Genomic DNA, 21,936 nt, shown 5'->3' with positions numbered 1-21,936 from the left:
GACAAGATTCACTAGATAAGATGTTTTGTTTAAACGACGATTTATAGATATTAGTTTAGGTTCTTCGTTTGAATTGCAAACTCAATTATTGATCGCTTGTCAAAACGAATATCTGTCAAAGGATAAAACTGAAGAAATAGAAAACAAAATAATTGAATTTCAAAAGATGACTATAGGATTCATTAGTAAGTTAGACGCTAGTCTTTCTTCTTGATTCTTTCATCTTTTACCTAAAAAAACAAAAAAAATGAGCGACGTAACTAGAGGAGGTCAATTCCTTGTAAAAGAAACTAAGTGCGAAGATATCTTCACTCCTGAGGATTTTTCGGAAGAACAATTAATGATGCGTGATTCTGTAAAAGAATTCGTAGACAAAGAATTATGGGCACATAAAGATCGTTTTGAGAAAAAAGATTACGCTTATACAGAGGAATGTATGAAAAAAGCCGGAGACTTAGGTCTTTTAGGTGTTGCTGTTCCTGAAGCTTACGGTGGATTAGGAATGGGATTTGTATCAACGATGTTGGTTTGTGATTATATTTCTGGTGCAACGGGATCTTTCTCAACTGCGTTTGGAGCACACACAGGGATTGGTACTATGCCAATTACTTTATATGGTACTGAAGAACAAAAACAAAAATATGTTCCTAAATTAGCTTCTGGTGAATGGTTTGGTGCATACTGTTTGACTGAGCCAGGTGCTGGATCAGATGCTAATTCAGGAAAAACGAAAGCAGTTTTATCTGAAGATGGTAAATACTACTCCATCACTGGACAAAAAATGTGGATCTCGAATGCAGGTTTCTGTAGCGTTTTTATCGTTTTTGCACGTATTGGCGATGATAAAAATATTACTGGATTCATTGTTGAAAATACTGCTGATAACGGTATCTCAATGGGTGAAGAAGAGCATAAATTAGGAATTCGCTCTTCATCTACACGTCAAGTTTTCTTTAGCGAAACGAAAGTTCCTGTTGAAAACATGTTGTCTGAAAGAGGAAATGGATTCAAAATCGCTATGAATGCTTTAAATGTTGGACGTATTAAATTAGCAGCAGCTTGTTTAGATGCTCAAAGGAGAGTAATCTCTTCTTCTGTTAACTACGCCAACGAAAGAATTCAATTTAACACTCCTATTTCACAGTTTGGAGCGATTAGATCTAAATTAGCTGATATGGCAACTAGCTGTTATGCTGGTGAAAGTGCTTCTTATAGAGCAGCAAAAAACATCGAAGACAGAATTATTGCACGTGAAGCAGAAGGTTCTACTCATCAAGATGCTGAATTGAAAGGTGTTGAAGAATATGCTATTGAGTGTTCAATCCTTAAGGTAGCTGTTTCTGAAGACGTTCAAGCGTGTTCTGATGAAGGAATTCAAATTTTTGGTGGAATGGGATTCTCTGAAGACACTCCAATGGAAAGTGCTTGGAGAGATGCTCGTATCGCTCGTATCTATGAAGGTACTAACGAAATTAACAGAATGCTATCTGTAGGAATGTTGATTAAAAAAGCAATGAAAGGACACGTAGATTTATTAGGACCTGCTACTAAAGTAGCTGAAGAATTAATGGGTATACCTTCTTTTGAAACTCCAGATTACTCTGAGTTATTTGCTGAAGAAAAAGAAATGGTAGGTAAATTGAAAAAAGCTTTCTTAATGGTTGCTGGTAGTGCAGTTCAAAAATTTGGAACTGATTTAGACTCTCACCAACAAATTTTAATGGCAGCTTCAGATATGTTGATCGAAATCTACATGGCTGAAAGTACGATCCTTAGAACGGAGAAATTAGCTAAAAAAGAAGGTGAAGATAAAGTACAAGAGCAAATTGCTATGGCAAAACTATACTTGTATCAAGCAGTAGATATCGTTACTCTAAAAGGAAAAGAAAGTGTTATTTCTTTTGTTGAAGGAGACGAACAACGTATGATGCTTATGGGATTAAGACGTTTCACTAAATATACAAATATGCCAAATATTGTAGGTTTAAGAGAGACTATTACTTCTAAATTAGTTGCAGAAAATGCATATTGCTTTTAAGCAAAGAAGATAGTTTTTAGTTAAATTTTATTTGTTAAAAAACCGCAATCATCGCTGATTGCGGTTTTTATTTTTTTCACATTGTCCATTGGTTTGTTTATGGAAATGGTTAAAACCAAATAATTCAAAACATAACCCCAATATCATAAGAATAAAATCTTGGACTAATCTTCATTAGTAAAGCCATGAATATATAGACCGAATTTAACTAGTTTTAAAAAAGACAAACCCGTTAAAATAAAGTCAAACACTTATTAATTCTATTAATTAAAGAGAGCACACTTATGTCAAGTTTGACTTTCCTACTTTACAATCCATAAAGGCACTTCTAGATCTTGATTAAAAAGCTCCTCAGTAACACTTCCTACAAGTAAAGAAGAGAACGTATTTCTACCTTTGTCTCCCACAATTATAAGATCTACTTTGGAAGCTTCGGCTTTAACACGCAGTTTTTCTGCAACCCCACTATCTCTACCTGGAATAATCTCTGTAGTCAAGGTCCCTTTGTATCCAATCTTTTTTATAAATTTCTCATACTTCTCCTTTAAATGACTTTCTATCTTCATGTCAAGGTGTTCTTTTGGAATGTACGGAGAGAATTGAACTGGCACACTGTATACGTGTACTGCTTTTACTTTAGCCCCAGTGGTACTCTGCAAGTTTTCAGCCACTTCAAAAACCTTATGAGAAGCACTTGAAAAATCTGTTCCAGCCCAAATATTGCTAATCACCGGTTTCGCACCTTTAGGTATAGAAAGTATATTACATTTAAGCAAACGCAGTAATTTTCCGCTCACCACTCCAGTACCTTTTATTTTATTTTTATTTCCGATTAAAGCAAGCTGTACCTCATATTTATTTACAATATAATTAATCAGCGATTCTGAATATGGGTCCTCTGAAATCAGAACTTCCCACTCGGCTGAAGATGTAAACTTTTCTTCAACTTTTTCATTTAACTCATCCCCTATTATTTCGTCAAGGTTAATGTCCTTTAACTGCTCTTCAAATAATTCTGAGATTTCATATTTTTTGATATTATGTACAAAGTACACTTTTTTAACCTTAAGAGTATCTGCAATAAATGATGCATATTCAATTAAAGTGTTATCAATATCTGAAAGGTCTAAAGCGACCAAGATGTTTTTAATTTCAGTCATTAGTAGGATTATTTAATTTGTTGTGGTGATTAGTGTTTTGTTTTTTAACGATGTCAGAAACAATTTCCTCGTAATTTTCAAGTTCTTTTTGGGATTCTCTCTTCTTAAGTTTGTTAAAATCTTCATTTAAACCTTTATAAAGTGAAAAGCACATAACTATTAAAATCACTGCAAATGGCAATCCGGTTACAATTGTGGCCGTTTGAAGCGCCTGTAATCCTCCACCTATTAAAAGAACTGCAGCTACACCACCTTCAGCAAGAGCCCAAAATATTCTTTGTCCTACCGGTGCATCAATTTTTCCTCCAGAAGTTAAATTATCTACCACCAAAGATCCTGAATCTGAAGAGGTAATAAAGAATCCGGCAATTAAAATTACAGCGATAATGTTAAGATAAAATGAGAAAGGATAATCTTCTAAAAACACAAACAAGGCAGTAGCAACGTTATCATTTACTGCTTTTACAATAGTATCGTCTCCAAGAAGCACTTGATGTAATGCTGTACTTCCAAAAGCAGAGATCCATAAAAAAGTCACAAGTGACGGTACTAATAAAACTCCTAAGATAAACTCACGTACCGTACGCCCTTTAGAAATACGAGCAATAAACATTCCTACAAATGGAGACCAAGCAATCCACCATCCCCAGTAAAAAACGGTCCAAGCGTTTTGCCAATTCGTTCCTGTGTAACTTTCTGTCCATGTAGCAACTTCAAGAAAGCCAGATAAGTAACTCCCTGTATTTTGTACAAAAGATTTAAAAATAAAGATGGTTGGTCCTAATATCAATACTATAAGAAGAAATAGCACTGCTACTCTCATATTCCATTCACTCAAAACTCGTACTCCTTTATCTACTCCCAAAACAACTGAAACAGTAGCAATTGATGTTATTACGGCAATTAAAATGATTTGAGTTTGTACACCACTATCTATTCCAAATAAGTGCTGTAATCCTGCTGCAATTTGTTGAACTCCCATTCCTAAAGAAGTAGCTAGTCCAAATAAAGTCGCCAGTACAGCAAAGATATCTATGGCATCTCCAATTTTTCCGTAAATTTTGTCTCCCAAATAAGGATAAAAAATTGATCTGATGGTAAGTGGAAGACCACGAGAATAGGTGAAATACGCCAAGGACAAACCTACCAATGCATAAACTGCCCAAGCGTGAAAACCCCAGTGTAAAAATGTAAATTTCATAGCTTCCTTGGCTGCTTCAGCAGTTCCGCCTTCTGCCATCGGTGGACTAAGAAAATGATATACAGGCTCTGAAATACTCCAAAACAATAATCCAATTCCCATTCCCGCACTAAATAACATTGCGAACCAGGAAAGTGTTTTAAATTCCGGTTTTGCATTTTGCCCTCCAATCCTTAAATGCCCAAATTTACTGAAGGCCAGATAAATCATAAATATTAGAAAAACATTTACACTTAGTATAAAAAACCAGCCTGCTTTATTTGCAACATAATTCTGCGTTGCTGTAAAAAATTGTTCTGCCCCGTCTTTAAACATTAGGGTTAATGCTATTATGATAATGATTGTAATCGCTGATGTAAAAAACACAGGCCCATTTACTTCTAACCCAAAAATGGATTTTCTCTCATCACTTCTTATAATTTTCTTAGCCATAAATCATCTTGTTTTTTGATGTAATTTAATTTCTTTGAGAGTTCGAAACTCTCCATTTATATATAAAACCTAAAAATAGTGCCCAATATTAATCTTAAAACTTATTTCACAAAGGGCTTTTGTATTGCCTTTGAAAAATTGTTTAAAAATTTTCGCTAAACCAGATGGGAACGTACACCTATTCTTCTAACAGAGGCTAAAACTCGTTTCACATTCACCTAAAAATCAGTAAATAGCGCGCTTTTATCTGCATCAAAGCAAATCATAGTACCTAAAATGGCTAAATGCCCTTGTAGGTCTAGCAAAAAAATAACTTTAAATGAGTAAATGATTAAAGATCTTTAATCGGTGTCAACCTGTTTAATTAAACAGTCTTAAAAAAGCAAAATATTGGAATGCAAATTTAGTAAAAAAAGAGCCGTTACAACCCATAAATAGACATTAGAAAAACTCACAGAGAATACCATAACTATAGAAACAGAATAATGAACAATTTACATTTATTCTATTAAAAAGTTCATTAATAACAGTTAACGCGCTCGTTACAAAAGTACTTTATAACCCAATTTGAGCAATAAAAAGTATTAATACCAGGAATAAGCACACTTATAAAACGCCAAAAAGAGAACGTTACTACTTATTTAGCGTACAAATAATAATCAAAATAGAAATACTTACGACTGTATATAAGTAACCATTTATAAATACACACAATTTGTGAGATAATCCTAATAAAAATTTAATAGTGATTTAATTTATGGATAGTAATTTTATACGTAATTTTATATAATAATTGTAACCCACATACTATCATGAAAAAAATCATACTTTCAATCGCGCTTATAATTGCTGTAATTATTGGTTGTAAAACCAACAGCGGCTCCAGTGATGCTAAAAAATTAATTATTGCTTTTGAAGCAAAAAGCAACAGTAACGTTTCTGGTACAGCCACTTTTATTGAGAAAAATGGCAAAGTTACTTTCGTAGCTAAATTAGCAGGGTTAAAACCAGGAATTCATGCCATTCATATCCATGAAAAATCTGATTGTTCAGCTGCAGATGGAAGTTCAGCTGGCGGGCATTGGAACCCTACCTTCAAAAAACACGGAAAATGGGGCGTGGGCGAATACCATAAAGGAGACATAGGGAATTTCACGGCTGACACTAAAGGTAATGGAACGATAACTATAACTACAGATCAATGGAATATTGGTTCAGGAGATCCTACAAAAGATATTTTAGGCAAAGGATTAATTGTACATGAAGGATCTGATGACTTTGTATCGCAACCTTCTGGTAATGCCGGAGCAAGAGTAGCATGTTCAGCTATCATCAAGTAATTTACTAGTATAAATATGCCTATACTTATTTTAAAATAACGGTAGGCATATTTTATTTTTATTTAATCCCAAGACAATAAAATAACATAGCTTTGTACTATTAAAAATAAACAATGATTAACCCTTCAGCATCCGGTTGGATAGATAAGTATTTTTCAAAACAAAAGAACAAGGAACAAATTGTTTACGAGAGTCCTGCTTTGTTTTACATCAATATTAGAAAAACAGGATTCATATACGGTCATATTGTTTCTTTTGAAACCACCGTTCCTATAACAACGAAGGGCTGGGTTCAAAATGAAATCCCAAAGGTCGCTTTGTTAAATACACTTTATGCTATTTATGGATTAAGTACCCGTGACAACAATCCAGATAATTTTCTATCTAAAGCCTTAGACTTCTATAATGAGATGACTCCTCAAGGGTATAATTTGCTAAAAAAAATATTGCCTGATAGTCCGCCTTCTTTAAATTTGGAAAAAATAATTGATGATCGAGTTCAAACTAACATTGACATCATCAGCAAAAACTTTTCTCATATTGTAACGAATGCTTTACTTTTTATAGATGTTTTGGCTTTTCGCCAATATTTAATTCATGGTCAAATACCCGAGAAATATCTAAAAAAAATAGAAGAAGCAGTCATTAGCATTGTTTCTCTTGCTTTAAAAACCAAATCCAATAAATCCAAGTATGACGATTTATTAAATAAGTTGTTTGAAGCCTCAGTACGCTATAGCAAATTTTCAAAAGTAAGTGTTCAAAATCTGGAAGAACTCAATCTGAAATATTTTGAATCTGAATTAGAGAAATATTATCTAATTGATATGGCGGGAATGGCACTGTGGAGTGATGGAAAGATTGAAAATGAAGAAGCTTACTTTTTGCACAAATTAGCAGAATTGATTTCAGTTCCTGACTCCTTTGTAACGGAAAGCATCAACAATACCGATGCTTTTATCACAAAACATAAAAGCAAAATTCCTTATTTCAACTATTCGAATCCAGTTAAACATTTTTATGACCAAACTACTCAAAGTGTAATCACATTAATTACACGAAACAAAAATCGATTGGTCAAAGAAATTGTTCAAAGTAGAGATTTAATGATTCTTTTAGGAATCTCTACAAGGAGAGACTTGGATGAAAGAGAAAAGAAAAAGGTAAAAAAGCAGCTATTGGAAATTTGCAAAACCATTCCGTCCCTCACTATATTTTTGCTCCCTGGAGGTAGCTTGCTATTGCCTATCCTTATCAAATTTATTCCAAAATTACTTCCTTCGGCTTTCAATGAAAATTCAGATATAGATATAGATTAAATAAAAAAATCGCCCTAAGGCGATTTTTTTTATTTTTAGAACTTCAATTGAAAAACTTCATCCAACTCTTTGTTGGAACTAATATTTACATTTAAGTCGGTTACAAAACCTGAGTTTAAACCGTAAACCCAACCGTGAATACTTAAATCTTGGCCGTTTTTCCATGCAGATTGAACGATTGAAGTTTTAGATAAATCAAAAACTTGTTCTTTAATATTAATTTCAACAAAAGCATTGAAACGTTCTGTTTCATCTTCGATAGAATCTAAATAGTCATTATGTAAACGATAAACATCTTTAATATGACGAATCCAGTTGTCGATAATACCAATAGACTGATTACCCATAGCCGCTTTAACTCCACCACATCCATAATGTCCACAAACAATAACATGCTTTACCTTTAATACATTAACTGCATAGTCTAGTACGCTTAGCATATTCATATCAGAGTGAACAACCATGTTAGCAATGTTTCTATGTACAAAAACTTCACCCGGTTTAGCACCGATAATTTCATTTGCTGGCACACGACTGTCTGAACAACCAATCCATAATAATGGTGGTGTTTGCCCTTTAGCCAAATCTGCAAAATAATTTGGATCTACAGCTAATGCTTTTTCAACCCATTCTTTATTATTTTCTAATATTTTTTTATAAAAATCACTCATTTTTCTTTATGTTTTAAAATTTATAACTAGCTCTATAATTTACTAAAATTAAGAGTATTAATTAATCGTCAATTTTTTTTGTTTAATTATTTTCTAAAGTCTCAGTAGCTACTTCTTTTTTTACCATTTTTCTTTTTGCAACATCATAATAATGTTCAAAAGAAACATGATTAGCACTATCAGGTGAGTTTTCTAAATCGTATGCTTCTTTGAAGCCTTTAAGTTTTACTTTAATGTTCTCTTCTTTAGCACGGGTTTCTTTAAACTCTTTAATCAAATCTAAAATATCATGCGCAATATAAACAGTGTCAGCAGCATTTATAATTACTTTAGAATTTTCTGGAATATCATTTAATGTGCTTTTTATAGCTGCTTTATTTAAAAAAGAAACTTCTTGGGCTAAATCAATATGAATAATATCTCCATCAACATACTCCTCTTTTTTAAAGCTATAAGCTCTTTTAAGATTCCCTTTTAAGATAAAAATAATACTAATTACGATACCTAACGCTACTCCTTTTAATAAATCAGTTGTAACAACCGCAACTAAAGTAGCTACAAAAGGTATAAATTGGTATTTTCCTTTTTCCCAAAAATGTTTAAAAGTAGCTGGCTTAGCTAATTTATATCCTACTAAAATTAAAATTGTAGCCAGTGTTGCTAATGGTATTTTATTAAGAATAACTGGAATAACTAATACACTTATTAAAAGTAAAACTCCGTGAATGATAGCAGACATTTTTGATTTTGCACCAGCTGCATTATTAGCAGATGTACGTACTACCACAGATGTCATAGGTAAACCACCTATTAATGCACTCACAATATTACCAATACCTTGTGCTTTAAGCTCTACATTAGTATCTGTATATCTTTTTTGATCATCCATTCTATCAGAAGCTTCAATACATAATAATGTTTCGATAGAAGCGACTATGGCAATGGTCAAACCTACAACCCATACTTTAGGATTTGTGAAACCTGAAAAATTAGGTGTAACTATGATTGACTTTAGTTCATCAAAAGAGGTAGGAACTGGCAACGAAACTAAATGTTCTTTAGATATTGCTAATGAGCTTCCTGATGAAATGAAAATTTCATTTAAAATAATCCCAGCGACTACAGCAATTAAGGCACCTGGAACTAATTTCAACTTCTTTAAAAAAGGTACTTTATCCCAAGAAATAAGAATGATTAAGGAAACTACCGTAATTACAATAGCACCTAATTGAACGTGATTAAAAACTTCAAATAATGAAGAGAAAGAGTTACCGCCATTTGCTTGCACAAAAGATTGATCTCCTTCAAAATCAGCATCATAACCAAAGGCATGAGGTAATTGTTTTAGAATAATAATAAGTCCAATTCCGGCAAGCATCCCTTCAATTACATTTGTTGGGAAGTAATTAGAGATACTACCTGCCTTTATAAACCCTAAACCAAGTTGAATAAACCCTGAAATTAAAACTGCCGTTAAAAAAATATCAAAAGCACCAAAATCAGTGATTGCTGTTAATATAATAGCTGTTAAACCAGCTGCTGGTCCAGAAACACTAAGGTGTGATTTACTTAAATACCCTACTACAATTCCACCAATAATACCGGAAATAATTCCTGAGAATAAAGGTGCACCAGAAGCCATCGCAATTCCTAAACACAATGGGAGCGCCACCAAAAAAACCACTAAACCAGATGCGAAATCAGATTTAAGGTTGGCAAAAAGATTAATTTTCTTTGTCATAATACTACAATAATTTATACGTAAACTGTTCACAACATTTTTAAATGAAACAGTTATTTTTTTAAAAAATACAATCGGAAGTATTAAGCCAAGTTAGGTGGAGGGGAAAATATAGTGGCCGAAATCTTATCGTGTTTAGAGAGATTTACAGAATGGATAAGGCTTGATTTATTATGCTTTCCCAATAAGAATCCAAGTTCTATTTCAGTGTGGTAAGCAAAAACTTTAACCTCTTTTTGAGTATGTTCCTCTTCAGATAAACTAAAAAAAACAGAGGTGTCGCACGACTTCTCTATCATCGTCACTATTGCTGGCGTTGCTAGAAAAGCTATAAATAAGAATAAAAAAATGCGAGCTATAAATTTCATTATTACAAAAGTATGATTAAACTTCTCAATTTGGAACTAAGGAGAAATAAATTTGTTAAAATTTAACATTTACAAAAAAACCAAAATAATATGTAACTACTATTTTGGTTTTTATATATTAATAAACTGAAAAGGGAATCTGTTATTCTTCTAACCAAGCTTGCATCATCCAGATTGTTTTCTCTTGCTCAGCAATAAAGTCACTCATCATGGCATTAGAACCTTCATCATTAACCAATGCTGCTTTATTTAAAATTTCTCTTTCTAAAATTAATAGATGAGACAATGAATTCACAATTAGGTGAACCGCTTTTTCATCATTTGAAATATTTTTACCAACTTCTATTTTATTGTGCTTAATATAATCTTCAAATGTATGCAAAGGAGTACCTCCCAAAGTTAAAACACGCTCTGCTATCATATCAATCTTCAATTGTGAATCATTATACAATTCTTCGAATTTTACATGCAAATCAAAAAAACGTTTTCCTCTAATGTTCCAATGAATTCCTCTTAAATTCTGATAGTAAACTTGATAATTGGACAATAATGAATTTAGTTCACTGATTATTATTTCTGTTTCTTTTACTGGTAGACCTAAAATATTTGTTTTCATGTTTTTATTTTTAACAAAGTAACCAAGAAAAGCACGAAATACACTATAAATTAAATTGATTGTTTTTATATTTGCATTGTAAAATACTATCAAAAATGACAATTACTCAATTGAAATACGTCTTAGCAGTTGCTGAACATAAAAATTTCACCTTAGCTGCAGAAAAATGTTTTGTTACGCAACCTACATTAAGTATGCAAATTCAAAAAATTGAAGAGGAATTAAGCATCTTAATATTTGACCGATCTAAAAAACCAATTCAGCTTACTGATATTGGACAAAAGATTGTCAATCAAGCTAAAAATATTGTCAATGAAGCGGATCGTATCCAGGACATTGTCGAACAACAAAAAGGATTTGTAGGAGGGGAATTTAGATTAGGAATAATTCCGACAATCATGCCCACATTGCTTCCTATGTTTTTAAATAATTTTATAAAAAAATATCCAAAAGTTAAACTGATAATAGAAGAGTTAAATACGGAGGAGATTATCACTAAACTTAATAATGGTCATCTGGATGCTGCAATTGCAGCCACTCCATTGATGGAAGAAAAAATAAAGGAAATCGTTTTATATTTCGAACCCTTTGTAGCTTACATTCCTGAAAGTCATCAGCAGTTTAATAAAGAGGAAATTACCATCTCCGACTTAAATCTAGATGAAATCCTTTTACTCCAAGATGGTCACTGTTTTAGAGACGGTATCTTGAATTTATGCAAAAACAATCCAAAAAATGAATTTAGCCATTTTCAAATAGAAAGCGGAAGTTTTGAAACATTAATAAAACTAGCCGATGAAGGATTAGGTACAACACTCCTTCCCTATTTGCATACTTTGGATTTAAAAGAATCTGACAAAGTCAAACTACGTCACTTTGCAGAACCAAAACCAGCTAGAGAAGTTAGCTTAATTTTTCCAAAAAGCGAATTGAAAATGCATATAATTGACGCACTACGAACCACAATCGCCGGAGTAATAAAAGGAGCTATTGTTTTTCAAAACGTACAAATTGTAAGTCCCCTCAAAAGCAAATAAAAAAAAGGAACATCGCGCGATGTTCCTTTTTTTTAGTCTTCATTCAATTATAGAAAGACACACTTTTAAGTCTGGTTTTTCATTCGTAAAGAACAAAAGCCATTTCCTTAAATGGTCAATTTCGTAGGGTAATAAATTTCTAATTGCTTTTTTAAGCTCTTTAATAAAAAGCTCGGGGTTAAAGCTCACTCTTTCAAGTACCTCTTTTGTGTAATCATAAATCATTCTAGACATAACAACAGGGTTTAAAAATTATCTTAATAAAACATATTGTAAATATATTGATTAATGACAATAATCGCAGTGAAAAAGCAGATTAAACGCAATAAACATCGTTTAAATACACCTTTCACAATGTAATTTATTAAAATTCCTACGTCACTAATTTTAAACTAAATAGTGATTGTAGTATACTTTTTACGTTTTAAAGTAAAAAAAAGGAACCTTTCAAGGTTCCTTTTTTTTATTTATGGGTTTACTTTTAATACACATTGCTGTAATTCTGGTTTTTCAATTATAAAGTTAAATAACCACTCTCGCAATTGTTCCATCTCATAAGGCAACAATGTTTTGATCGCTTTTTCTAACTCTTTGCAAAAAAGTATCGGGTCGAAACTCACTCTTTCTAGTATTGATTTTGTGTAATCATACATGATTTTAGACATAATAAATTAAGAATTTATGGTTAAATTTTGATTTTTAACTTATTGTAAAAATACATTTTTTATACTTATCGCTTGTAAATTTAACGTGTAATTTTCATTATTATTTCAACATGCTATAATAATAATAAAACTTACAATTCAATCCACTAAAAAATCAAACTAACTTTCTTGCGCGAAACATTTCTCTTTTACCAGGAGGACCTGCCAGTTTCTCTACCGTAAAACCTACCTCAATCATACTCCTTTTCACAACACCACGAGCCGCATAAGTAACTAAAACCCCATTGTCTTTAAGCGCATCAAACATTTTTTTAAATATGGCAGTACTCCATAAATCAGGTTGTACACGATAACCAAAAGCATCAAAATAGATCAGGTCAAATCGATCCAAATCATTAATCTCTTCAAATAACTGTTTTCTTTTGGTTAATGAAAAATCATTCCCAAAAGTCTCCTTTTCTTCCCATTTGCATTGATGCATATGTTCAAAAACACCTTTATCATCAGTTGCATTCAATTCTTCAACATAATTCATAGAAACCAATTCTTCTGCTGATATAGGGTAAGCTTCTACTCCTACATAATCGATAGATTGATTCATCTTCCTTCCCTCCAAAAATGTAATAAAAGCATTCAGTCCTGTACCGAAACCTATTTCTAAAATTGAAATTTGCTTGTTTTGAAATAATGATAGTCCGTTCTTTATAAAAACATGCTGCGCTTCCTGTATCGCACCATGCTTAGAATGGTAGCATTCATCCCATTCCTTAATTTGTATGGTGGTCGAACCATCAAGTGTCTGTATAATTTCTCTTTTCAAAATACTGTTTTTGAAGGTAATATTAATTTTGTGTTTTTTGTACTTGGTCAAATTTAATAAAATCCGTTATAGTTCTCTCTAAAAACCCCATTTATTGTAAATTCGGCAGAAAATACAAGCTTTTTATTTGATTTTAATAACTGTAAATAAATCACAATTAAAAGCTATAATTAATGTGCTTTTCATAAGAATTTCATTGATTTTTATTTAATTTTGCATGAATTAAAGTTTAATTTGCATTAATAGCATGTTGCAACCAACCGTTAACACTATTTTCAACACTAAAATAAAAACAAAATAATATTATGAGCACAACTCACACTAACAAAATTGATATCATAAAAGCAGCGACTTCAAAAATTAATGAAGTAGATTTTGACAATTTAAGCTTTGGTTCTGTATTCACAGATCATATGCTCGAATGTGACTTTAAAAATGGAGAATGGCAAAAACCGGTCATTAAACCGTACGCACCATTTTTGTTAGACCCTTCGGCTAGAGTTTTTCATTATGGCCAAGCTATTTTTGAAGGAATGAAAGCTTATAAAGATGAAAGTGATGACGTTTGGCTTTTTAGACCTGATGAGAATTACAAAAGATTCAATAATTCAGCTGTAAGAATGGCTATGCCAGAAGTTCCTGAGGATGTTTTTATGAATGGTCTAAACGAATTATTAAAGTTAGATGAAGCTTGGATAAAAAAAGGAAAAGGAAACACATTGTACATCAGACCTTTTATGATAGCAACCGGTGAGGGAGTTATTGCAAACCCATCTGATGATTACAAATTTATGGTTATTTTATCTCCTGCAAAATCGTACTATTCTGGGGAAGTAAAAGTATTGATCGCAGAGCATTTCAGTAGAGCAGCAAATGGTGGAATTGGAGCCGCTAAAGCAGCAGGTAATTATGCTGCACAATTTTACCCAACTAGCTTAGCAAATGCGGCCGGTTTTCAACAGGTAATTTGGACTGATGATGCAACACATACAAAACTGGAAGAAGCTGGTACAATGAATGTGTTTTTTAGAATAAACGACACTTTATTTACTGCTCCTACAAGTGAAAGAATCCTTGATGGTATTACCAGAAAGAGTCTTATTGACTTGGCTAAAAAAGAAGGCATCACTGTTGAAGTTCGCCCAGTTTTAGTTTCAGAACTTGTTGAAGCATCTAAAAATGGTACTTTAAAAGAAATATTTGGCGCAGGTACTGCAGCCGTAGTTAATCCGATTATTGGATTTTCCTATCAAGATGTTTATTATGAATTGCCAAAAACTGAAAATTCATATGCAACGCAATTGAAAGATAAATTAACAAATATGCAACACAAACTGACTGAAGATACATTTGGCTGGACTGTAAAAGTATAGATTTCAGTCCCCATTAATTAACGGGTACTACCTTATATAAAAAAGCGATTTCCAGATTTGGAAATCGCTTTTTTTATAAACTCATTTTTCAGGATATGGATACAGGCTTTATCTAAAACGTAAAACACCTACAATTAAATGTCCACACTCAAGTTTGTTATTCACCCAGTATTTTAGAAAAATCAGGTTTAAAATAATTAGGCCCTTTCATTACTTTGCCGTCCTCACGGTATATAGGATTCCCTAACTCGTCTAATTTACTCATGTTACTGCGTTGAATTTCATCAAAAACAGCTTCTATTTTATGTTGTAATCCATGTTCAATTATAGTTCCACAAAGGATATACATCATATCGCCTAAGGCATCTGCTATTTCAACTAAATCATTATTTTGAACCGCCTCCAGGTATTCTTCATTTTCTTCTTTCATCAAATGATATCGCAGCGTGTTCTTACTTTCTCCTAAATTGGCGATTGGTGTTTCACTATGCCCTATTTTAAATGCCGTATGAAACTCTTTAACTGAATCGATTTGCTTTTGCATAATTTTATTTGATTAAATGAGATCGCAAATTAGCAACTAATCACAAACAATTGATTAAATTTGCCAAAAATAATTTACACTATGTTTAGCCAAGGACAATTGATATTTGCAGTCTGCTTTTTTGTTGCTTTTGTTATTGCAATGATATTTGCTTATCGAAAAGATATAAAAATTCACAAAGAATTTTACAAAGGAAATTATAAGATATTAATAGGCTTCCTTGTTTTTATTGGGCTTCTATTTGTAATAAAAGTTTATTTCAAACGTTAATCATACTTTTTAAAACAAAAAATGCCCGCTTCTCAGCGGGCATTTTTTTATTCATTTAATTCTAATTTTCTAGCGGTAAAAAGCTAAAGTCTTTAGAATAGTTCAACATTTGCTCTGCAAAAGTTTTTGGTTGTTTTACATCAATAGAAATAATATTTCCTTTTGAATCTACGTTAGGAACCAACACCGGATTTACAAAACCGCTATAAGGTGCTGAAGGGAATTTTTTATTACGTTCTAATACTTCCGCATGCATCTTTTGATCCACTTTCACACCGTAATTTTCAACTAAAGCCTTACCTGCAGCATAATCTCCTTCGGATTTTATACGTTGTACTTCGCGTAACAATTGTCCGAACAAATCATGCAACTTCTCATAATCTGTAATATTGAAATACGTTTTTCCATCGCGGCTAATTTTTTCAATTACATTGTCTTTCTTTCCTTTTTCGAATGCCCAAGCACTAACCCATTGGCGATTTCTCATGTGTGCCTCTTCAATATCAGCTCCTAAGTCTAAACGTACTAATTGCGTCATTAAACCATTTCTAATATAACTGTCATAAGACTCCATTCCTGTCTTTTTCCAATCGTCAACTAAACCTAATTCTTGAATTTTAGGATTATACAAATAAAACAATCCAACTAAGTCAGCTCTTCCCTCTTCCAGAGTTGAAGCATAGCTTTTCAATGTTTCTCTAGGAGTTCCTACACCAGGATTAATTTGCCCTGAAGCATGTCCTACTACTTCATGTAAAGCGGTATGCAACTTATCCCCTATTTCTCCATATTTTTTTGCCAAAATAATTTCTTCTTCATCATTTGCAAATTCTTCTAACTTACCTTTTCCGGCAGCTTTAGAATATGCATCGATTATATTTCCTAAAGAAACTGATTTAGAACCATGTTCGGCACGAATCCAGTCTGCATTTGGAAGGTTTACTCCAATAGGTGTACTTGGTGACGCATCTCCAGATTCTCCAGCTACAATCACTGTTTTATAAGAAACACCAACTACGTTTTTCTTTTTATGTTGTTCCATTAATGGAGAATTGTCTTCAAACCACTGTGCGTTTTTAGAAACCTTTTCCATTTTTTTGGACATATCGAAATCCTTAATTTGTACAATTCCTTCATAAGAACCTCTATATCCTAAAGGATCATTATACACTTCTATGAATCCGTTTATGTAATCAATGTTCCCTTCAGTAGCTGATAACCAAGCGATATTATAATCATCCCAAGTTTTTAAACTTCCTGTTTTGTAGTACTTGATTAACAGTCCTAAAGCATCTCCTTGTTTTTTATTTTCAGCAACACTTTTTGCTTTTTTCAACCAAAAGATAATTTTTTCGATTGCGTCGCTATACATGCCATCACACTTCCACACTTTTTCTTCTAACTGTCCTTTTGCGTTTCGAACTAATTTAGAATTCAATCCATAAGAATAAGGTTTAGTAGAATCTGGACTTACTTTTTTAGCATAAAAATCTTCTGCTTCTTTTAGTGAGATCCCTTTGGCATAGAAATTAATCGCTGAACCTTCAAGTAACCCTTTCGACTCATCAAGATTAACTCTTTTAGAATCTTCATCATTAAAAATAACGGCAATTACCGCAGACTCTAATTCAGTTTTGGTTGCTTTCATCACAGTCTCAAGATAATCCTTTGAAAAATCAGGTTTGATCTTATCACTCGAATAATGGTGATGAATTCCATTTGAAAACCAAACTCTCTTTAGATAAATTTCAAAATTTTTCCAATCTGCAGTCGCTTTATCTCCATTGTAATTTTGATAGATATGCTCTAATGCAGTTCTGATCTTTAGGTTGTATTTATAATGTTGATCCCACATGATATCACGCCCCGAAGTTCCTGCCTGAGTAAGAAAATAAACTAGTTTCTGCTCCTTAAGAGTCAGGTCTTCCCATCCTGGAATTTGATAACGCAACACTTTAATGTCGGCAAACTGTTCCACAAGATAATTAAAAGGCTCATTCTCTGCTGCTTTTACTGTTGTTGCTTCCACTTTTTGAGCATTACAAACAACAGAAACTGCTAGAGTCATAAAAAGACCCGCGGTTTTAAATAATTTCATTATTATTAATTTTTAGATGTTTAATAAATTATAATTCCTCAAATATACATATTCTTTAAATAAAATATAAAAATCAGGGTTCATAATGCTTCAAATATCAAATGGGAATAAAACATTTTCTAGGAACTATTTTCATTATTTTATTTATTAGCCGTACTATTACATTTAGAATCATTTAGATATAGTCGTGGTAATCTAATTATTAAATAACTCGAGAAAAAAGTACTCCTACATTAAAAATTAGCATTTCCATAATTTTTATATGATTCGTCTTAGATATTAATAAAAATTCTAACTTTACCACTGAAAACAATTAATCTATTATGCGGATTTTAAAATATATTTTTCTTTTACTATTACTTAGTATAGTGGCTCTGTCCATCTTTATTGCAACTCAAAAAGGCAATTTTTCTATCGAAAGAAGCAAAATCATCAATTCACCAAAAAGTGCCGTATTTAACTATGTAAACGATTACAGAAATTGGGCTGACTTTGGTTCTTGGACCACTGAAGATCCAGAGATGAAAATAGTATATCCGCAAGTAACTGTTGGTAAAGGAGCGTCCTATTCTTGGGAAGGAAAAGATGGACCAGGAGAAATGCGAACTCTTTTTGTCAAAGAAAATGACAGTATAGCTCAAAAAATGAATTACAATGGAACTTCTTCGTCCGTTTTCTGGAGTTTTAAAGACACCGTTGGTGGTACAAAGGTCACATGGAAAACTACTGGAGAGATGAGTTTTCTTTTTAAAGTCTACACTGCTTTAAATGGTGGAGTCGACAAAGTTATTGGAATAATGTATGAAAAAAGCCTAGCGAATTTAGACAAATCACTTGATTATGAAATAAACACCTTTTCAGTAAAAGTAAACGGACTATCAAAAAAACCTCAAAGTTTTTATTTAGCTCAAACTTTTACAAGTGAACTATCTAAAATCAATAAAAACACTAAAATAGTCATCCCGACTATAATTGCATTTTGTGAAGAGAATGAAATTGATGTAAATGGAAAGCCTTTTGTAATTTATCATACGTATGATGTGGTAAAAGGATTAGCTAAAATTTCGATCTGCGTACCGATAAAAAAGGAAATATTCATTAGTTATGGGAGCGACATGGTTTCTGGAAAACTGGAAGCATCCGAAGGGGTAAAAACAACTTTAACAGGAGACTATTCGCATATCAAAGACGGATATGACAAGGCTCTAGCGTTTCTTAATAAAAACCTATTAACTCAAGACCCACTAATTTCACATATCGAGATTTATTCAATAGGTAAAAATGAAATGAAAAATCCATCTAAATGGGTTACTGAAGTTTACATTCCCGTTTTACCGAAAATCGCACCTGTAAAAGCGTACACTCCTGCTCCAGTAAGAACAACTGTTGTCGCTCCAGAAGCAACGCCTGTAAGTTCAATTGTACCCGCTAAAGTTATTAAGCCGGTAGTGAAACCAACAATAAAACTTACCGAACCAAAAAAACTACCTACACATAAAACTACGGAGGAAGAAACTTCAGAGTTTTAATTTTTTTTTAGTTGTTGATTAAACCTATTTCATAATTTCCTATCTAACTATATAAAAGACAACTTTGCAGGAAGAAGAGGAATTTATACAACAGTTATTGAACCCAAAAACGCAAAACGAGGCGTTTCAAAAACTCTTGTTAACCTATCAAAAGCCTCTATACAATCACATTAGGAACATCATCTTAAATCATGATGATACTGATGATGTCTTACAAAATACATTTATTAAAGTATTTCAAAATTTAAAAAATTTTAAAGGAGAAAGTAAGTTATTTTCTTGGATGTACCGCATCGCCACAAATGAAGCCCTTAGTTTTTTAAGTCAAAAAGCTAAAAAAGGAGGGGTTTCATCTGAAACATTACAAAACAAAACTATTGACAACCTTAAATCCGATAGCTATTTTGACGGAAATGAAATCCAAATAAAGCTACAGAAAGCGATTGTTACCCTTCCGGAAAAACAGCAGTTGGTTTTTAAAATGAAATATTTTGAAGAATTAAAGTACGAAGAAATATCAGAAATATTAGGTACTTCAGTGGGTGCATTGAAAGCTTCCTACCATCATGCCGTAAAAAAAATAGAAGCATTTGTAACCTCAAATTAAACCTTTTGTCTAAAATCAAGTCCAATATATGTTATGAAAGCATTTAAATTAGAAAACGAGCCGAAAATTGAGTCTGGATTTAAAACTCCAGAGCATTACTTTGAAAATTTTTCAGAAAAGCTAATGCATAAATTACCTGAAAATGAACCAAAGGTAATTTCTCTTTTTCAAAAAAATAAAAAGACATTCATAATGGTTGCCGCTGTTTTAATTATAGCACTACTTATTCCTGTATTTTACACTAGTACTGTTAATGTAAATAGTAAAGAAATAGACACAGCCACCTTGGAAAATTATTTAAGTTACCAATCCAATATAAATCAATACGATCTAATTAATGGTTTGGAGGCTGATGAAATTAATAATATCAACACTACCATTGCTTTAGAAGATGCAACTATTGAAGATATATTAGTGAGCAATGGTAATTTAGAGCACCTTATAATAGAATAAATCTTGTGAAAAAGTATAATAAAAAATCATAAACAATGAACATCAAAAAAATTATCCTAATACTTCTCTTATTGACTTCCTTTAGTTTTTACGCACAAGACTCCGGAATGAAGGACAAAAAAGAGCAAATCAAAGCACTAAAAGTGGCCTTTTTGACTACCGAATTAGACTTAACAACTCGTGAAGCCCAAAAGTTTTGGCCTATCTACAATACGTTTGATGATAAACAATTTGATATTAGGTATCAAAAAATGAGAGATTTTAAAAGCCGAATGAATGATAGTGCTTTAGATTCCATGAGTGAAAAAGAGGCAAGTACATTGCTTACCCAAATAGAAAGCGCAGATGAGGAATTATTCTTATTACGAAAAAAATTCACCAAGGATTTAAAAGCAGTACTACCTGCTGTAAAAATTATAAAACTTAGAAAATCTGAAGAAGATTTTAATAGAAAATTATTGCATCAATATAGAAATTCGAAAAAATAGCACAATACCACATTAAAACATCTAAAACCCTACTCCATGCATCGTAGCATAGAATAGGGTTTTATTTTAGAAAATGAATCCGAATCATTTTATTTTTACCCGCAGCAATTGCAGTATGGTTGTCTAAAAATCGAATGGTAAACAAACTCGGATCAGAAGCTAGTTGTTTCCAGGTATTCCCACTGTCATAAGAGTAATAAAGTCCGGATGCACCTACGCTAACTAATGATTTTCCGTTACTATGTGGAACATATTGCACACAAGAAGCATATCCAAACCCTTGATTTTCGGCTATGAGCTCCCAGGTTTTACCTCCGTCAGCAGTTCTCGCTTTATTTCCTGAATTTTGATTCAGTGCCTCATAATCACCTCCTGCAACAAACCCTCTTTTGGCATCATAGAAGTCGGCTGTAAAAATTCCCGCCATGGCTTTCCCTTGTACAATAGGTGTATTATATACTTTCCAAGTATTCCCTTTATCAGCAGAATAGAATACTCTGGCTTTTTGCCCCCCTGAAACAATCCAAGTATTATTTCCCTTTATCACAATATTAGTATTACTTGCTGCAAAAGCAGCTTCCCCTTCAACAATTTTAGGCAGTTTGTCCGCCGGAACTTTATTCCAGGTATTCCCGCCATCTCTGGTTATAATAATCGAAAGACAATCAGTTATAGGGTCGCCCATTGCAATTCCTTCGTTTTTATTCCAAAATTGCATACTGTCGTAAAAAACCTTTGCATTATTTTCCTGGTACACTAAGCTTGTTTTTAAGTCCGTCTTAGAAACTTTATAAAGCAAACCCGGATTAGCAACACTCAACAAAAAGATATTTTTTGTGGTTTGAGCAATACTTCTAAATTCTAATTTTAAAGTATCCATCGTTATTTTACGCTGAATTTTTTCGTTTATTTTCAAATCATAATAACCAAATCTAGAATTATTCGCTGCAAACCAAATTTTATTTCCATCAGTGCTAATGGCTCTAATACTAATATTATCTTGAAACAGTGTATCTATATTCACTGTTTTAAAAATAGTCTTATCAATACCCATGCCTACATAACCTTTTGTTTTACAAGAAGTTAAAAAACATAAACCCAGTACTACTAAAAAAATATTTCTCATTTCAATCCTTTTATTTGAAGCTAAAATACAATTTAATATA

General features: G+C 32.4%; 22 protein-coding genes. 11 read left to right on the top strand and 11 right to left on the bottom strand.

The window, feature by feature from the left end:
• Nucleotides 1-25: 25 nt before the first annotated feature.
• On the top strand, nt 26-214 hold the full coding sequence (locus BLV35_RS16905; protein WP_091092983.1) for a four helix bundle protein: 189 nt from the start codon (nt 26-28) through the stop codon (nt 212-214).
• 33 nt (nt 215-247) lie between these two features.
• Nucleotides 248-2,038 (top strand): acyl-CoA dehydrogenase family protein, encoded by a 1,791-nt coding sequence (locus BLV35_RS16900; RefSeq protein ID WP_091092981.1) that lies wholly within the window; start codon nt 248-250, stop codon nt 2,036-2,038.
• A gap of 302 nt (nt 2,039-2,340) precedes the next feature.
• Here the strand turns inward: BLV35_RS16900 and BLV35_RS16895 are convergent, their stop codons facing one another.
• Entirely contained in the window at nt 2,341-3,198 is an 858-nt protein-coding gene (locus BLV35_RS16895; RefSeq protein ID WP_091092978.1) for a universal stress protein, read from the bottom strand.
• Nucleotides 3,191-4,831: a BCCT family transporter gene (locus BLV35_RS16890; protein WP_091092976.1), complete on the bottom strand. Its 1,641-nt coding sequence runs from the start codon at nt 4,829-4,831 to the stop codon at nt 3,191-3,193. Before BLV35_RS16890 ends, BLV35_RS16895 begins: the two co-directional genes overlap by 8 nt.
• Nucleotides 4,832-5,643: 812 nt before the next feature.
• Between BLV35_RS16890 and BLV35_RS16885 the strand changes: the two genes are divergently transcribed.
• Together BLV35_RS16885 and BLV35_RS16880 are read left to right on the top strand one after the other, a co-directional pair.
• Nucleotides 5,644-6,171 (top strand): superoxide dismutase family protein, encoded by a 528-nt coding sequence (locus tag BLV35_RS16885; RefSeq protein WP_091092974.1) that lies wholly within the window; start codon nt 5,644-5,646, stop codon nt 6,169-6,171.
• Between the two features lie 113 nt (nt 6,172-6,284).
• Nucleotides 6,285-7,490: an LETM1-related biofilm-associated protein gene (locus BLV35_RS16880; protein ID WP_091092972.1), complete on the top strand. Its 1,206-nt coding sequence runs from the start codon at nt 6,285-6,287 to the stop codon at nt 7,488-7,490.
• A 35-nt stretch (nt 7,491-7,525) separates the two neighbouring features.
• On the opposite strand, the gene can is transcribed toward BLV35_RS16880, so the two are convergent.
• The 3 genes from can to BLV35_RS16860 form a co-directional block, all read right to left on the bottom strand.
• Nucleotides 7,526-8,161, bottom strand: a complete 636-nt coding sequence (can, locus tag BLV35_RS16875) for a carbonate dehydratase (RefSeq protein ID WP_091092969.1) — start codon at nt 8,159-8,161, stop codon at nt 7,526-7,528.
• Nucleotides 8,162-8,243: 82 nt separating this feature from the next.
• Nucleotides 8,244-9,902 (bottom strand): SulP family inorganic anion transporter, encoded by a 1,659-nt coding sequence (locus BLV35_RS16870; RefSeq protein WP_091092967.1) that lies wholly within the window; start codon nt 9,900-9,902, stop codon nt 8,244-8,246.
• Nucleotides 9,903-10,412: 510 nt separating this feature from the next.
• Entirely contained in the window at nt 10,413-10,886 is a 474-nt protein-coding gene (locus tag BLV35_RS16860) for a Dps family protein (protein WP_091093072.1), read from the bottom strand.
• A 95-nt stretch (nt 10,887-10,981) separates the two neighbouring features.
• Between BLV35_RS16860 and BLV35_RS16855 the strand changes: the two genes are divergently transcribed.
• A complete protein-coding gene (locus tag BLV35_RS16855; RefSeq protein WP_091092962.1) occupies nt 10,982-11,923 on the top strand; it encodes a LysR substrate-binding domain-containing protein in 942 nt (313 codons plus the stop codon).
• A gap of 39 nt (nt 11,924-11,962) precedes the next feature.
• On the opposite strand, the gene BLV35_RS16850 is transcribed toward BLV35_RS16855, so the two are convergent.
• From BLV35_RS16850 to mnmD, 3 genes are all read right to left on the bottom strand, one after another.
• On the bottom strand, nt 11,963-12,157 hold the full coding sequence (locus BLV35_RS16850; protein WP_091092959.1) for a hypothetical protein: 195 nt from the start codon (nt 12,155-12,157) through the stop codon (nt 11,963-11,965).
• Between the two features lie 233 nt (nt 12,158-12,390).
• The gene (locus BLV35_RS16845) at nt 12,391-12,588 is read right to left on the bottom strand and encodes a hypothetical protein (RefSeq protein WP_091092957.1); all 198 of its coding nucleotides are present in this window, start codon (nt 12,586-12,588) and stop codon (nt 12,391-12,393) included.
• A 154-nt stretch (nt 12,589-12,742) separates the two neighbouring features.
• Complete coding sequence (gene mnmD / locus BLV35_RS16840) at nt 12,743-13,408, bottom strand: tRNA (5-methylaminomethyl-2-thiouridine)(34)-methyltransferase MnmC2 (RefSeq protein ID WP_091093070.1); 666 nt, start codon at nt 13,406-13,408, stop codon at nt 12,743-12,745.
• A 305-nt stretch (nt 13,409-13,713) separates the two neighbouring features.
• Between mnmD and BLV35_RS16835 the strand changes: the two genes are divergently transcribed.
• Complete coding sequence (locus BLV35_RS16835) at nt 13,714-14,781, top strand: branched-chain amino acid aminotransferase (RefSeq protein ID WP_091092953.1); 1,068 nt, start codon at nt 13,714-13,716, stop codon at nt 14,779-14,781.
• A gap of 157 nt (nt 14,782-14,938) precedes the next feature.
• On the opposite strand, the gene BLV35_RS16830 is transcribed toward BLV35_RS16835, so the two are convergent.
• Nucleotides 14,939-15,325, bottom strand: coding sequence for a pyrophosphohydrolase domain-containing protein (locus BLV35_RS16830; protein ID WP_091092951.1), 387 nt, complete (start codon nt 15,323-15,325; stop codon nt 14,939-14,941).
• Between the two features lie 81 nt (nt 15,326-15,406).
• Between BLV35_RS16830 and BLV35_RS19575 the strand changes: the two genes are divergently transcribed.
• The gene (locus BLV35_RS19575) at nt 15,407-15,595 is read left to right on the top strand and encodes a hypothetical protein (protein ID WP_091092950.1); all 189 of its coding nucleotides are present in this window, start codon (nt 15,407-15,409) and stop codon (nt 15,593-15,595) included.
• Nucleotides 15,596-15,656: 61 nt separating this feature from the next.
• Here the strand turns inward: BLV35_RS19575 and BLV35_RS16820 are convergent, their stop codons facing one another.
• Nucleotides 15,657-17,693 carry a dipeptidyl-peptidase 3 family protein gene (locus BLV35_RS16820; protein ID WP_091092947.1) on the bottom strand — a complete coding sequence of 679 codons (2,037 nt, stop codon included), beginning with the start codon at nt 17,691-17,693 and terminating at the stop codon, nt 15,657-15,659.
• Between the two features lie 323 nt (nt 17,694-18,016).
• Between BLV35_RS16820 and BLV35_RS16815 the strand changes: the two genes are divergently transcribed.
• From BLV35_RS16815 to BLV35_RS16800, 4 genes are all read left to right on the top strand, one after another.
• A complete protein-coding gene (locus BLV35_RS16815; RefSeq protein WP_091092943.1) occupies nt 18,017-19,222 on the top strand; it encodes an SRPBCC family protein in 1,206 nt (401 codons plus the stop codon).
• A gap of 64 nt (nt 19,223-19,286) precedes the next feature.
• Entirely contained in the window at nt 19,287-19,829 is a 543-nt protein-coding gene (locus BLV35_RS16810) for an RNA polymerase sigma factor (protein WP_091092940.1), read from the top strand.
• 33 nt (nt 19,830-19,862) lie between these two features.
• Nucleotides 19,863-20,282 (top strand): hypothetical protein, encoded by a 420-nt coding sequence (locus BLV35_RS16805; RefSeq protein ID WP_091092937.1) that lies wholly within the window; start codon nt 19,863-19,865, stop codon nt 20,280-20,282.
• A 35-nt stretch (nt 20,283-20,317) separates the two neighbouring features.
• On the top strand, nt 20,318-20,770 hold the full coding sequence (locus BLV35_RS16800; protein WP_091092934.1) for a sensor of ECF-type sigma factor: 453 nt from the start codon (nt 20,318-20,320) through the stop codon (nt 20,768-20,770).
• Between the two features lie 61 nt (nt 20,771-20,831).
• Here BLV35_RS16800 and BLV35_RS16795 read toward each other — a convergent pair whose 3' ends face one another.
• On the bottom strand, nt 20,832-21,896 hold the full coding sequence (locus tag BLV35_RS16795) for a WD40/YVTN/BNR-like repeat-containing protein (RefSeq protein ID WP_091092931.1): 1,065 nt from the start codon (nt 21,894-21,896) through the stop codon (nt 20,832-20,834).
• Nucleotides 21,897-21,936: the final 40 nt, after the last annotated feature.

Origin of the sequence: Flavobacterium gillisiae (genome assembly GCF_900107635.1) — a bacterium.
GTDB lineage: Bacteria > Bacteroidota > Bacteroidia > Flavobacteriales > Flavobacteriaceae > Flavobacterium > Flavobacterium gillisiae.
This window is presented reverse-complemented; position numbering and strand designations above follow the sequence as displayed.

What these genes read in the sequence shown, in the direction of transcription:
- BLV35_RS16900 (WP_091092981.1), top strand. Translation starts at nt 248, where the DNA reads ATGAGCGACGTAACTAGAGGAGGTCAATTCCTTGTAAAAGAAACTAAG.
- BLV35_RS16895 (WP_091092978.1), bottom strand. Translation starts at nt 3,198, where the DNA reads ATGACTGAAATTAAAAACATCTTGGTCGCTTTAGACCTTTCAGATATT.
- BLV35_RS16890 (WP_091092976.1), bottom strand. Translation starts at nt 4,831, where the DNA reads ATGGCTAAGAAAATTATAAGAAGTGATGAGAGAAAATCCATTTTTGGG.
- BLV35_RS16885 (WP_091092974.1), top strand. Translation starts at nt 5,644, where the DNA reads ATGAAAAAAATCATACTTTCAATCGCGCTTATAATTGCTGTAATTATT.
- BLV35_RS16880 (WP_091092972.1), top strand. Translation starts at nt 6,285, where the DNA reads ATGATTAACCCTTCAGCATCCGGTTGGATAGATAAGTATTTTTCAAAA.
- can (WP_091092969.1), bottom strand. Translation starts at nt 8,161, where the DNA reads ATGAGTGATTTTTATAAAAAAATATTAGAAAATAATAAAGAATGGGTT.
- BLV35_RS16870 (WP_091092967.1), bottom strand. Translation starts at nt 9,902, where the DNA reads ATGACAAAGAAAATTAATCTTTTTGCCAACCTTAAATCTGATTTCGCA.
- BLV35_RS16860 (WP_091093072.1), bottom strand. Translation starts at nt 10,886, where the DNA reads ATGAAAACAAATATTTTAGGTCTACCAGTAAAAGAAACAGAAATAATA.
- BLV35_RS16855 (WP_091092962.1), top strand. Translation starts at nt 10,982, where the DNA reads ATGACAATTACTCAATTGAAATACGTCTTAGCAGTTGCTGAACATAAA.
- BLV35_RS16850 (WP_091092959.1), bottom strand. Translation starts at nt 12,157, where the DNA reads ATGTCTAGAATGATTTATGATTACACAAAAGAGGTACTTGAAAGAGTG.
- BLV35_RS16845 (WP_091092957.1), bottom strand. Translation starts at nt 12,588, where the DNA reads ATGTCTAAAATCATGTATGATTACACAAAATCAATACTAGAAAGAGTG.
- BLV35_RS16835 (WP_091092953.1), top strand. Translation starts at nt 13,714, where the DNA reads ATGAGCACAACTCACACTAACAAAATTGATATCATAAAAGCAGCGACT.
- BLV35_RS16830 (WP_091092951.1), bottom strand. Translation starts at nt 15,325, where the DNA reads ATGCAAAAGCAAATCGATTCAGTTAAAGAGTTTCATACGGCATTTAAA.
- BLV35_RS19575 (WP_091092950.1), top strand. Translation starts at nt 15,407, where the DNA reads ATGTTTAGCCAAGGACAATTGATATTTGCAGTCTGCTTTTTTGTTGCT.
- BLV35_RS16820 (WP_091092947.1), bottom strand. Translation starts at nt 17,693, where the DNA reads ATGAAATTATTTAAAACCGCGGGTCTTTTTATGACTCTAGCAGTTTCT.
- BLV35_RS16815 (WP_091092943.1), top strand. Translation starts at nt 18,017, where the DNA reads ATGCGGATTTTAAAATATATTTTTCTTTTACTATTACTTAGTATAGTG.
- BLV35_RS16805 (WP_091092937.1), top strand. Translation starts at nt 19,863, where the DNA reads ATGAAAGCATTTAAATTAGAAAACGAGCCGAAAATTGAGTCTGGATTT.
- BLV35_RS16800 (WP_091092934.1), top strand. Translation starts at nt 20,318, where the DNA reads ATGAACATCAAAAAAATTATCCTAATACTTCTCTTATTGACTTCCTTT.
- BLV35_RS16795 (WP_091092931.1), bottom strand. Translation starts at nt 21,896, where the DNA reads ATGAGAAATATTTTTTTAGTAGTACTGGGTTTATGTTTTTTAACTTCT.